The organism is Paenibacillus sp. N119s, from assembly GCF_059447605.1.
Window position 1 is genome coordinate 1 of record NZ_JCAJRU010000158.1, and the last position, 12,368, is coordinate 12,368.

Annotated in this window: 14 protein-coding genes and 1 pseudogene; 11 read left to right on the top strand and 4 right to left on the bottom strand. The window is 45.4% G+C overall.

Going from position 1 to position 12,368, the window contains the following annotated elements; all coding sequences use genetic code 11:
* Positions 1-320 precede the first annotated feature (320 nt).
* Both AC5V8P_RS17255 and AC5V8P_RS17260 read right to left on the bottom strand, forming a co-directional pair.
* The gene (locus AC5V8P_RS17255; RefSeq protein WP_064796706.1) at positions 321-686 is read right to left on the bottom strand and encodes a cupin domain-containing protein; all 366 of its coding nucleotides are present in this window, start codon (positions 684-686) and stop codon (positions 321-323) included.
* Between the two features lie 109 nt (positions 687-795).
* Positions 796-1,338, bottom strand: a complete 543-nt coding sequence (locus tag AC5V8P_RS17260; protein ID WP_064796705.1) for a GNAT family N-acetyltransferase — start codon at positions 1,336-1,338, stop codon at positions 796-798.
* 173 nt (positions 1,339-1,511) lie between these two features.
* On the opposite strand from AC5V8P_RS17260, the gene AC5V8P_RS17265 reads away from it, so the two are divergent.
* Entirely contained in the window at positions 1,512-2,216 is a 705-nt protein-coding gene (locus AC5V8P_RS17265; protein WP_064796704.1) for an aminoglycoside 6-adenylyltransferase, read from the top strand.
* On the top strand, positions 2,200-2,799 hold the full coding sequence (locus AC5V8P_RS17270) for a dienelactone hydrolase family protein (RefSeq protein ID WP_064796703.1): 600 nt from the start codon (positions 2,200-2,202) through the stop codon (positions 2,797-2,799). Before AC5V8P_RS17265 ends, AC5V8P_RS17270 begins: the two co-directional genes overlap by 17 nt.
* A gap of 45 nt (positions 2,800-2,844) precedes the next feature.
* Here the strand turns inward: AC5V8P_RS17270 and AC5V8P_RS17275 are convergent, their stop codons facing one another.
* On the bottom strand, positions 2,845-3,534 hold the full coding sequence (locus AC5V8P_RS17275; RefSeq protein WP_064796702.1) for an ArsR/SmtB family transcription factor: 690 nt from the start codon (positions 3,532-3,534) through the stop codon (positions 2,845-2,847).
* A 98-nt stretch (positions 3,535-3,632) separates the two neighbouring features.
* On the opposite strand from AC5V8P_RS17275, the gene AC5V8P_RS17280 reads away from it, so the two are divergent.
* The 3 genes from AC5V8P_RS17280 to AC5V8P_RS17290 all read left to right on the top strand — a co-directional run bounded on the left by AC5V8P_RS17280 (position 3,633) and on the right by AC5V8P_RS17290 (position 7,576).
* The gene (locus AC5V8P_RS17280; RefSeq protein ID WP_064796701.1) at positions 3,633-4,271 is read left to right on the top strand and encodes a flavin reductase family protein; all 639 of its coding nucleotides are present in this window, start codon (positions 3,633-3,635) and stop codon (positions 4,269-4,271) included.
* Positions 4,272-4,423: 152 nt separating this feature from the next.
* A complete protein-coding gene (locus AC5V8P_RS17285) occupies positions 4,424-5,716 on the top strand; it encodes a homocysteine synthase (RefSeq protein ID WP_064796700.1) in 1,293 nt (430 codons plus the stop codon).
* Between the two features lie 195 nt (positions 5,717-5,911).
* Complete coding sequence (locus AC5V8P_RS17290) at positions 5,912-7,576, top strand: CoA-disulfide reductase (protein WP_064796699.1); 1,665 nt, start codon at positions 5,912-5,914, stop codon at positions 7,574-7,576.
* On the opposite strand, the gene AC5V8P_RS17295 is transcribed toward AC5V8P_RS17290, so the two are convergent.
* Positions 7,561-7,929, bottom strand: coding sequence for a VOC family protein (locus tag AC5V8P_RS17295; protein WP_064796698.1), 369 nt, complete (start codon positions 7,927-7,929; stop codon positions 7,561-7,563). The two genes, AC5V8P_RS17290 and AC5V8P_RS17295, sit on opposite strands and share 16 nt — an antisense overlap.
* A gap of 144 nt (positions 7,930-8,073) precedes the next feature.
* On the opposite strand from AC5V8P_RS17295, the gene AC5V8P_RS17300 reads away from it, so the two are divergent.
* The 6 genes and pseudogenes from AC5V8P_RS17300 to AC5V8P_RS17325 all read left to right on the top strand — a co-directional run.
* A complete protein-coding gene (locus AC5V8P_RS17300) occupies positions 8,074-8,403 on the top strand; it encodes a hypothetical protein (RefSeq protein WP_063211924.1) in 330 nt (109 codons plus the stop codon).
* 339 nt (positions 8,404-8,742) lie between these two features.
* Positions 8,743-8,865, top strand: coding sequence for a hypothetical protein (locus AC5V8P_RS17305; protein WP_262348500.1), 123 nt, complete (start codon positions 8,743-8,745; stop codon positions 8,863-8,865).
* Between the two features lie 99 nt (positions 8,866-8,964).
* A complete protein-coding gene (locus AC5V8P_RS17310) occupies positions 8,965-9,273 on the top strand; it encodes a LexA family transcriptional regulator (protein WP_064796697.1) in 309 nt (102 codons plus the stop codon).
* A 718-nt stretch (positions 9,274-9,991) separates the two neighbouring features.
* A complete protein-coding gene (locus AC5V8P_RS17315; RefSeq protein ID WP_063211920.1) occupies positions 9,992-10,447 on the top strand; it encodes a MarR family winged helix-turn-helix transcriptional regulator in 456 nt (151 codons plus the stop codon).
* Between the two features lie 120 nt (positions 10,448-10,567).
* On the top strand, positions 10,568-11,446 hold the full coding sequence (locus AC5V8P_RS17320) for a hypothetical protein (protein WP_064796696.1): 879 nt from the start codon (positions 10,568-10,570) through the stop codon (positions 11,444-11,446).
* A 112-nt stretch (positions 11,447-11,558) separates the two neighbouring features.
* Positions 11,559-12,368 (top strand): annotated as a pseudogene (locus AC5V8P_RS17325) (hypothetical protein); the annotation flags it as partial.

Sequence of the window (12,368 nt, forward strand, 5' to 3'; positions counted from 1 at the left end):
CATGTATATGTGGTATCCGTTGATGAGGAATTACGCGTGACATTTGAGGATTACGGGGGAATAGTAGAGGAGATGAAGCCAGAATCAGTCAAGATATCGGGAAAAATTTTTATGAGAGACCAGCTTGAATTTCGCGTAGATCTTGTAGTAGGAGAAAATCCTGAATGATCTAATTCCTGAACGATCTAGTATCTCCGGCTCAATTCCGGAATTAGATTCGTATAAGAAAAAATAAATCAAACAGCGGCGGACCAAGGCTTAAAAAATAAAGTCTCAGACTGCCGCTGTTGTCATTTGATTAACCTTTCCTTTTCATGTATTTAAATCCAAACATCATTGGTTGCCGTTAATTCTGACTCCGTCCCTCCAGTATTTACTACACCCCTCGGCTCTACTAGCATGATATGGCACTCTTCCTGTGCGAAGGGTTTATGTTCGACCCCCTTAGGTACAATAAACATTTCACCTTGGGAAACCTGTACGCGCCCATCTCTAAAATCAATGAACATCTCGCCTTCAAGGACAATAAAGACCTCGTCGGTATCTTGATGGTCATGCCATACAAAATCCCCCACTATTTTCACCAATTTAAATTGGTAGTCATTCATTTCACCAATAACTTTCGGAGACCAATGTTCACTAAACTTAGATAACTTTTCTCTCAGTTTGATGGATTGATAATTCATAATAACCTCCTTAGAATTTACTGAAAATCAAATTACAATAATAAGAATATTGTAATTTGGCCCTCCTATCTACTACCTCAGTGCTTAAACGATTGTTTACTCTGAAAGCTTAGATATCCTCTGCCGGATTAATAATCGCCAGAACCTGATGGTCCTCCCACTTTCCATTAATTTTTACGTTGCTTCGAGAAATACCTTCTTTGTGAAAGCCAGCCTTCTCAAGTACACGGATGGACCCTGGGTTCCAGGGAGAGGCTTCTCCGACGATCCGATGAAACTTTAGTTCATCGAAAGCGTAGCGAACCACCTGCTTCACCGCCTCCGTCATATAACCCTTGCCGTTATAAGCTTGGTCTAAGCTGTATCCGATCATACAGCTCTGAAGGGGGCCCCTCACCACAAAAGATAGACCTATACTACCTATAATCCGGTCGTCCTCTTTGTGGCACACCACGAAGGAATATTTCCGATCCTCCGCCATGTCAGCCTTACTTTTAATAATCGTTTGAAGCTGGTGTTCCTCCGTATAGTGGTCTTCTTGGTGTTCTGGTGAAAACTTATCAAAGAACTCCCGATTGCGTCTGTACATTGCTGTTAATTCTGCGACGTCCACCTCTTCTGGGAATCGGACGTACACTTGCTGCTCCGACATCTGCACCATCCTTCCATACGATGATAATGAAGAATTATATCACAGGATAAAGATGAGGAAATTGATTTGATAAGTGTGTACACAAGAAACATCTCTTTGAATTTTAATTAAAAATATATAGCGAAATAATCATATTGGATATAGTATTTTCTAAAAAAGGGAGGCTAGAAAGTGTGAATAATGCTTATCAAGTGCTTGAGGAGCGTATATCGGAATGGGGCACTTCTAATGATGAGACCAGTTTTGCATTTCAAACGGTAAAAGGAGAGCCGGAAAAACTCGTTCTCTTTGACCCAGGAGCCGAGGTTGATTTTGTATTTCGTCATACGTCCGATCTGGATCATATCATCAATAATGGGCGTATTCCTGAAGGATTTCAGCGGGGGGTAAGGATGCTGCTCGATAAGACGGGAAATGGACACCTAATCATCCCCCAAACCACAACGATCCCACGTACGCCTCCGATATCTGAAAGGGCTTTTCTACAGGTTGTTAATATGTATTGCTTCGCCTCTCTATATGTGGCTAAACAAATTTTGCGCCATGATATGTGGGTAGCCAAGCAACGAGATACAGACTGTAAACAATTATTGCTGCAAATGATAGAATGGCATGCCAAAGCCCTACATGGAGCCGATGATACTTGGCATGCAGGGAAGTTTCTGAATGAATGGGCTGAGCAGGAGATCGTTGCTGATTTGAAAAAATCTTTTGGGGAATACGATCCCCATCATAGTTGGGCAGCACTGATTGTATCCTTTGAGCTGTTCAATCGGTTATCCTTGGAGGTAGCGGCTAAGTATAAATATACGTTTCCGGGAGATTTGTTTTCCCATATTCAAACCTGGTTGGAGGAGCAATATGATAAGCATAGATAAAAAGTCGGGCATTCTAATTGTCGTGCTGCATGAGATTTATGGGATTAACCAGCATATACAAAATTTTTGTAGCTTATTATCGGATGAGGGTTATGACGTCATTTGTCCCAATTTAATAGGCAAAGAAGCGCCTTTTGACTATTCGCAAGAGGAGGCTGCCTATGCCCATTTTATGGGGAATGTAGGATTTGAACGCGCCACCTATCATATCGAAGGCTTATTATTAAGTATTCGAGCTCGCTATAAAAAGGTATTGATCGTCGGATTTAGCATCGGGGCAACGATCGCCTGGCTGTGCAGCCAAGAAAAATATGTTGATGGAATCGTAGGATACTATGGCTCTCGTATTCGAAACTATTTAGAAATAACTCCACATTGCCCAACACTGCTTTTTTTTCCACAGGAAGAACGATCATTTAATGTGGATGAGCTCATTTCAACTTTAGACAATCGTAATATCCGGGTACATAAATTCAACGGACAGCACGGATTCGGCGATCCGTACTCTCCCCGATATCACGAATATTCAGCCAAGCAATCATTTAGCGAAATGATAGAGTTCTTCAGGGAGGTTGGTCAGTAAGTAACATTTAATACGGAATAAGAAAAGGACTAGATCTGTAGTTATCTAGCCGATCTCTATCTCAAAAACCTCCTTAAAACCTCTTTTACCCTCGGCTGTAATGCGTATCGCGCGGGTTGTGGGCAGATGCTCGATCCAATGTAATTCGAATAATCTATCCAAGAGAGCCTTTCCTAAGGCACCGGCAAGATGATGGCGTCGTTCACTCCAATCCAGGCATTTATGTGAGAAGGAGCGACGCTTTTGTCTTGTGTTCTTGAGGTTGATCTGAAAGTCAGCGAAGAAACTCTCTCCTTGTTGAGTGATATGAAGTCCGTCCTGATCCTCGGAAAGAATCCCCTTTTGCATGAAAAAACTCATGATCTGTACGCCTAAATGACCTGCAATATGATCGTAGCAAGTTCTTGCCAACCGTATGGCCTCGTTTTCAGAGGCTTGTTTGAATGATTGGATTGGAACACGTGGGGCTATGGATAAAAGTGACTCCATCACCTGGGCAACTTCGGGATCTTGAATACCATAGTAACGGTGACGCCCTTGTTTTTCTACGGTAACGACTTGTGACTCGGTCATTTTAGCCAGGTGGAAGCTGGCGGTTTGCGGTTTGATGCCTGCCATATGGGCCAATTCACTTGCCGTGTGGAATCTGCCGTCTAATAGGGCGGTGAGAATGGCTGCACGGGAAGGCTCGCTGACGAGAGAAGCGATCATGGCTACATTTGATTTGGTGCTCATGGCACGATTATCCCCCTTTGTAATCCATACTTCGATGAAGGTTGAAATGTTTACATTTTACAATAAGGAGGCAGATCTGAACAGAAGGAGAAGAGGACATGGACTCAATGAATCAAATAAATCAATTGAATGTCAGCCCAAGCATACAAACGATAGCCCCTAGCATTTTATATTATGGAACGCCTGTGATTTTACTCAACACGCTGAATGAGGATGGAACGACCAATATTAGCCCTATTTCTTCCTCGTGGGCATTAGGAGATTGTGTGGTACTAGGCATTGGAACAGGCGGCAAAGCATTAGAAAATATGGAGCGGCATCCCGAATGTGTAATCAATGTTCCTGGACCTTCCATGTGGGAAAATGTAGAACGGTTGGCTCCTTTTACAGGTAAGAATCCCGTTCCAGTGGAAAAAGAGAAAAATGGATTTACATATCACAAAGATAAGTATGAGATCAGCGGACTGACTGCGATGGACTCGAATAGAGTCCGGCCCACCCGAATCAGGGAATGCCCTATTCAAATCGAAGCCAGGGTGAAAGAAATCCGGATTCCTGGCCATTCCCCTTATTTTGCGATCGTTGAAACCCAAGCTGTACAAGTGCATGCTCATCAGGATATCATCCGCGGTGAGAATCATATTGATCCGGCAAAGTGGAGTCCGCTCATCTATAATTTCCGCCATTATTTTGGTCTGGGTGAGCATTTGGGCAAAACCTTCCGGTCCGAAACTTGAACATTCAGTAAAATAATAATATCCTACCTGAATAATGAGAATTATCTTCCCAAATCGTCCTTTTTGTGCGAGAATAGTTGAAAAATCATCCAAGATTACGCATACATGAAGAGACGATTCATACAGCACGTATAACAAGGGAGGCAATAATCATGTCAGAAGAACGCAAGCTGTCATTCGAAACCCTCGCTGTCCATGCCGGACAAGAGATTGATGCTCATACCTTTGCCCGCGCCGTTCCGTTGTACCAGACCACTTCATATGGATTTCGGGATGCCGAGCATGCGGCTGATTTGTTCTCGCTGAAAGAATTCGGCAACATTTATACGCGTCTGATGAATCCGACCACGGATGTACTCGAGCAACGGATCGCCGCACTGGAAGGCGGGGCTGGCGCGTTGGCCACAGCTTCAGGAATGGCGGCGATCTCCTTTTCTATTCTGAACATTGCGGGAGCTGGAGATGAAATTGTATCCGCCTCCAGCCTGTATGGCGGTACATATAATCTGTTTTCTACCACACTGCCCAAATTGGGGATTAAGGTGCATTTTGTCGATTCGGATGAGCCGGAGAATTTCCGCCATGCCATTACGGATAAAACAAAGGCCATATTTGCCGAAACGATTGGCAATCCACAGGGCAATGTGCTGGATCTGGAAGCTGTAGCGGCGATTGCACACGAATATGGTATTCCGCTGATTGTGGATAACACGTTCCCGAGCCCTTATTTATTGCGTCCTATCGAATATGGAGCGGACATTGTTGTGCATTCGGCAACGAAGTTCATTGGCGGACACGGTACGTCTATTGGCGGGGTAATCGTGGACAGCGGCAAGTTTGACTGGAAAGCCAGTGGCCGTTTCCCGGGACTGACTGAGCCTGACCCAAGCTACCATGGGGTTGTATACACCGAGGCGGTGGGGCCTATCGCGTATATTATCAAGGCACGGGTGCAATTACTGCGTGACTTGGGAGCAGCCATTTCTCCGTTTAATTCATGGCTGCTGCTTCAAGGGTTGGAGACATTGCATCTGCGGCTGGAAAGACATAGTCAGAATGCCCTGAAGGTAGCGCAATATCTCGAAAGCCACAAGGATGTGGAGTGGGTCAGCTATTCCGGATTGCCGAGCCATCCATCCTACGAGTTAGCCCAAAAATATTTGCCAAGGGGACAAGGAGCGATCCTGACTTTTGGTATTAAAGGCGGGAGTCAGGCGGGGAGCAAGCTAATTGAAAATGTGAAGCTTTTTTCTCATCTGGCGAATGTAGGCGATTCCAAGTCTTTGATTATTCATCCGGCAAGCACAACCCACCAGCAGTTGAATGCAGAGGAACAGGTGGCTGCCGGGGTCAAACCGGAACTGTTGCGTCTATCTGTCGGGACCGAAGCAATAGAAGATATTTTGTATGATCTGGAGCAAGCAATCGCGGCCAGTCAACAGTAACAAGCAAATATTGGCGGTTTATTGAGCCCAGTGAGATAGGAATTTTTGTAGCAGTCACAAAGTGATTTCTGATTCAAAGCGGGTTTCGTATAGGGTTTGAGCAGGCGGGGGTGACCTCCGTCTTTTTTGTTTGTTGACAACATACCCCCATAGGTATATATTATACCCCATAGGGTATATGAGGAGGGGAAGTAATTGGGTAGGAAAATAATTATTATTGGCGGGGTAGCAGGTGGAGCTTCTGCCGCAGCGAGATTGCGTAGATGGAATGAGGAAGACGAGATTATTCTGTTTGAACGCGGTGAGCATGTTTCTTTTGCAAATTGCGGTCTTCCCTACTATATTGGGGGAACAATCCAGGCGCGGGAGAAGCTGTTTCTTCAGACGCCTCAAGGCATTAGAGACCGTTTTAATATAGATGTACGGGTGCAAAAAGAAGTAATACAAATAGATCGCAAGCATAAGCTTGTCCGTTACCGCGATATGATCACAGGAGAGACGGATGAGCAGTCATACGATATTGTGGTATTATCGCCGGGAGCTAAACCGATGATACCGGACATTCCCGGATTACATGAGGCTATAAATGTATTTACGTTAAGAAACATTCATGACACCGACCTGATTAAGGCATATGTAGATGAAAGGCAACCCAAGCATGCCACGGTAATCGGGGCCGGGTTTGTTGGACTGGAGATGGCTGAAAATTTGCGGGAGCGTGGGCTTGCAGTAACCGTCATTGATATGGGACAACAAGTGTTAAATCCGCTTGACCCTGAGATGGCCAAACTGGTGGAGCAGCATATGAAGCTAAACGGGGTGGAGATGCGTTTAGAGGAAGGAGTCGCGGCTTTTGAAGAGCAGGGGACACAGCTTCGTTTGAACTCGGGGGAGATGCTTCAGACGGACATAGTGATCCTGGCGATTGGTGTTGTGCCTGAAAATGAGCTGGCCAAGCAATGCGGATTGGAACTAGGGTTTCGCGGCGCTATTCAGGTGAATGCTCAGCTGCAAACCAGTGATCCGTCCATTTATGCGGTAGGGGATGCCATTCAGGTCAAAGATCGCAATCATGGGTTTGCAACGATGGTATCGCTGGCCTGGGGAGCCAACCGTCAGGGACGTTTGGCAGCGGATCATATTAATGGTCAGGCGATCTCCTATGATGGTGCGCTCGGAACATCCGTAATTAAGACCTTTGCATTGACCGCAGCTTCTACAGGCAACAATGAAAAAACATTGCAGCGGCTGGCTGTGCCATATCAGGCTATTCATATTCATCCCGGTTCACATGCCGGTTATTATCCTGGCGCGTCACCCATTTCGATGAAGCTGCTCTTTCATCCGAAGACCGGAATGATCTACGGGGCACAAGCTGTTGGGGCTGATGGCGCGGATAAAAGGATTGATGTTATTGCGACGGCGATTCGCGGTCAATTAAATGTCCGTGAATTGGCAGATATCGAACTTGCTTATGCACCTCCTTATTCTTCAGCTAAAGATCCTGTGAATATGGCGGGTTACGTAGCTTCGAATATTATGGATGGACTGGTCCAGACGATACAATGGCATGAAGTTGACGATTTTCACCGCAATGGTGGTCTTGTTATTGATGTCCGGGATGCGGTGGAGCTACAGGGAGGAGCCATTCCAGGTTCCATTCATATTCCTCTGGCCGAGATTAGAGAGCGAATGTCGGAAATTCCTCGTGATCTGGAGATCGCGGTATCCTGCCAAGTCGGGCTGCGCGGCTATCTAGCGGCCAGAATTCTGGCCCAATCAGGCTATCGGGTAAGGAACGTTGATGGTGGCTACAAAACATATTCGGCTATGGCTCAACGTGATCATCTTTTAAAATAGTTCATGACCCATCCAATCTGATTAAGATGATCCGTTACTTCGCCATGCAGCGCGCCAAAGAAGGTATCTTGTAATTCTACGGTAATGGTACCTTTCTCTGATAGTGCATGGTAAGCCTGTTTAAGCTCGTTCTCACTTTCACAGTCAAGAATGATTTGGACATGCTGCGCTTTCAGTGGTTTACCGTAGGAATCAGAAAAATGGATATGACTGCTGCCCAGGTGTAGTTCGGCATGTAGAAGCCTGCCTTCCTGCTTGTTCAGTACTTTGATTTTTCCGCCTAAAACAGATTGGTAATAGTCGACTGACTGCTGCACATCATTTACAATCACATAAGGACTTGCACTTCTCATAAGATCAATTCCTTTCATTTCTTCTATGTGGGGCCAGCTGCTACGATACATTATTTACATTGTCCGCAGGGTTTAGCCCTTTTCTGTTCAAATTATGGCTTGGTTCACTGTGTGACGTCTGTTACAATGGAAGAGGTATATACGATGGATAGAAAAGAGGTCGAACTGGTGGGCACTTCTGCGATTTGGGAAACAGTTATCTATTGGGTAATCTTGGTGATTTCCGCTCTGTGCGTGATTGCAGTATCTGGTAGTCGGAAGACCGCAAGCACGATTATTTTGGCGCCCGTTGTGTTGTTCTGTACCATATTTATGATGCAGGGCTCGGTGCTTACTGCCATGAAGCACCCGACCATGGGGGCTAATGTCGGTCTGGGGATGGCATTTCTGACCACATGGGTAGTCAGCGGAATCTTGTTTGCTGTAGCGCTTGTGATTGCTTTTATTAAATATAACAAAAGGAACAAGGCGTAGTTCAGCCTTAACCTCGAATGAAAAAAGGGTTTTCGGTAATATACCGAAAGCCCTTTTTTCATTCTCATTTAGCCATACAGGATGTATTCGTTCATCTGCGTCTTCTCATCAGCAAAACAACGATCAGTACAATGATGATCACGATCAAGAGAAACTTCATAGTCGATTACCTCCTTAGCCAGTCTCCTATTTGGTATTAACCATTTTGGGTAGATGTGCACCGATGCACCCAAGTAAGTATCTATTGTCAAATGTTTGGCGAAAATGTGATGGTGGGATCAAAAAGAGGTTTACAGGCTTAGCTGGAAAGTGTATACATAAAGTAAGGAGGCGATTGCCATGAGTGATCGTGCATTTCATTTGTTTTATATTATTTTCTTGACGGTTCTGGCACTTGGAAGCGTTGCAGGAATCTCTTGGTGGCTACGCTCTGTCGGTCGTCAGGAAAAGGAAAAAAACTAAATTCAGCATGGGCATACAAGCCCACTTGCATCTTCCAGTAGGAGGGTGCATTTTTATGTGTTATAATGAGAACATATGTTCTTTGTAGGAGGAATAATGATGCTGCCAGATTTGGAACGGAAGCTACTGCGTATTTTGTATAATTATTTTGCCCAACATCGCCACATGCCCACAATGGCTGAATTGTCTGCAAAAACGGGCAGGCGGGATTCTGAAATTACAGCCGCATTGCGACATATGGAACAAGAGCGCTATATCACTTGGGAAAATAGCACAGGGACCCAGCACATTGTTTTACTAGAAGGTTGGGAGCGTCCTTCAACTTACAGGCATGCCCAAGTGGAAGCCGCACGTTTTACTTCCCCAACGTCACAGTCCGGGAGTACGGAATATTGGACGAATTATTAATAGCGATATAAAGCTGGAAAATTAATGAGTTTTTAAGGTGCATATCATTTAGTTTTAAGAAAGCAAGACTATAATGACCTTATTAACCCCTTTTTGATCAAGCTATAGACCCTGTCGATGTATCGGCAGGGTCACTTTTTTTGTTCATAGATATCATTTTCGTATATGAAAAATCCCCCGGGGATCATCCGGAGGACGGGTGCAGCTTGCGTATACTGCAAAGCCTGCTCAAACTTTATCGTTTGACGGCATAATATATATTTAACCCCTGCTACCTTGTATTATATGGTCAGCATGTTCATAAGGGGCAGTCTGATTCCTCTGTTCATTTTCCAAACGACAAAAGCCCTACCTCTCTTTCGTCCTTGCGGCTCCGATGACCGCGCCAGTGTGAATGTGAAAATCTTCGGCAAAAGCTCAAAATTCTACATTAGGGTTATACATAAAATTTGGAGAAGCTCCATGCGGTGATTAGGAGTATAGCTTCTTGCGTGGAATCCTATGGGGTTAATACATACCAGTACAGTATAACAAGAATGATTCTAAAACACAAGACATTTTTGGATTTTTTGATTGTAGACTGGAAAATACACTTTTCTGCAATGGATTAAGCTTATTTGTATTTGCAGAGAATGGAGGCTGTGACAAATTACCCTGACAAAGCACGCAAATTCTGAAATAGTGTAGTTACACGAAAAGATGGAAGGAAACAAGAACTATGGCTGCATCAAGGAAGGACAAAAAAACATCACAGAAGAACTCGCCCTCAGTCTGCACCTGTATTAATTTGCGTCGTTCCTCGATGGCTGTATCAGGGCTGTATGACCGATATCTGGCTCCAAGTGGACTCAATATTTGTCAGTTTTCGCTGCTCAAGCACTTAACGGTGCTGGGACCGGTTAGCGTAAGCGAATTAGCGTTGGAGATGCGACTCGACCGAACCACGCTTGTGCGCAATTTGAAGGCACTGGAGCAACGCGGGTATGTGGAGGATACATCCGCTGAGGGAAGCCGAAACCGCTGCCTTACTCTGACGGGGAGTGGAAAAGCGGTATATAACGATGCAGCAGCGCTCTGGGAGGAGGCGCAGCTTTTTTTGCAGGAGTCGCTCGGAAGCGCTGATTTGCAGATCTTGACCGCACTGTTATCCAAAATTGAAAAGTTGAGTCTGTGATTAGCCTTCACTTCATAAGGGAGGTCATGCTGGTCTTTTCGTGTATATACACGAAAAAAGATGCAGAAGTGTAAAGCAGTCGAAAGATTCACAATAACTAAGAAGAGGGATGTGGATAGGATGGTATTGCCCGTACCGGACATGAAAGAACTTATCGCAGCCGAGATGAAAGCCTATGTGAGCGAAGACAAGGGTAATTTCTGCGAAGAATTGCAAAGTCATTACTACGAGGAACCGATTATTCAATTTGCTGCGGCCAATGATCCTTTGTTTGAGGATTATAAAACAGTGGTGGGTCCCGAACATGCTACGCCACAGGAAGCCTTCGAACGAACCTTCGGCACAGGAAGTTTTGAAGGAGGTAGCGTTGTCAGTGTTGTGCTGCCGATCAGTGAGACGATCCGTAAGGCCAATCGTGCGCAGAAGACAAGAGCCTCCAGAGAGTGGGCGCTGCTGCGGACCTTTGGCGATGAAGAGTTTGTGCGTTCGGCAAGGCAGCATTTGGCGGGATATCTGACCGGGCTTGGTTACCGGGCGGTGTCACCGCTGGATACGGATTGGTACAGCATCCACGGTGCCACAGAGGGTCCGGTTTCTAACTGGTCGGAACGGCATATCGCGTATGCAGCTGGTCTGGGCACCTTCAGTATCAATGATGGCTTCATCACCGAGAAGGGAATTGCTATACGCCTGCTGTCTGTAGTAACGGATCTGCAGGTGCCGCCTGATGTCAGGTTGTCCTCGAACCTGAGCCATACTGCAAACTGTCTGCTGTGCAGCAAAGGCATTTGCGGTGTGTGCATTACTCGCTGCCCGGTGCAGGCCATCAGCAAGGAAGGCGGTCATGACAAAATCGCCTGCATGAAATTTGTGTACGGCGAGGAATCACGAAAGTGGGCAGTGTTAAACGGCGGTGAGGCTAAATCAGGTGCCGGCTGTGGACTTTGCCAGACCAAGGTGCCCTGCGAAAGCCGCAATCCAATGCGGAACGCTCGCTAGTGTTATTTTCCTAGGATTTGCTCAAGCAAGAAGGTTAACTTTTGACGTCCGGACTCCGATATTGAATACAAAGATATCTTATGAGCGTACGGATGAAAGAAGGGGTAGCATTTTGCCGATCTATAAGCGCTTTATTCAGCATGTTATCCTGAACTATATTATAGGTTCATTTATTGCTGTACTACTGGTATGTATGATTTTTGTATTTTCCACGTTAAATGTAGCCCGCTATGAGCTTTTGGGCCTTGTCAAAATTGTTGCTTTTTCCAGCGTCATTATGATTGCTTGTGAAATTATAGTGTTTCGAATGCATTTGAGACCTGTTCAGCGTTTTTTTCAAGGCAACCAGGAGACGCTCAAGGATGTAGAAGCGGTGTATATCCGGGTTCACCATCTGCCTAATTTGTCAGTTTTGCGTATTGTTGGGCCGCATTTGTTAGGCTTCTCTATCCCGGCAGCTGTCATTGCATTATGGATGATACATACTGGACAGCTTGCCTTTCCCTTCTATTATGTAGGAATTGCCTGTATCGGAGCTTGTCTGGTCGCTTCCATGCATGCACTGGTTGAATTTTTCCTGACCATGAGAGCAATCAAACCACTGCTGGAGGAAATCCGTGATCGAACCTACCAGCAATATGGATTGAGCTTGTCCCTGCGAGGACGAGTTCTGCTATCCCTGCGGCATAAATTTCAGTTAAGTGCAACGTTAATTGGTGCATTTCCTCTATTTCTGTTTTGTTTAGCTACACAGATCCGGCTGGAACACTTGAATGTTGCGGATTCCGGTTCCTATTGGGCATGGGCGGGGATGATTTTAATATTCGGTGTAGCTTTTGCTTATCTGGGCGGCAGGTTGCTGACCCGTGAGATCGAACAGCCCATCCATCACTTGTTGGAAAAAATGAATGAAGTGAAAGAA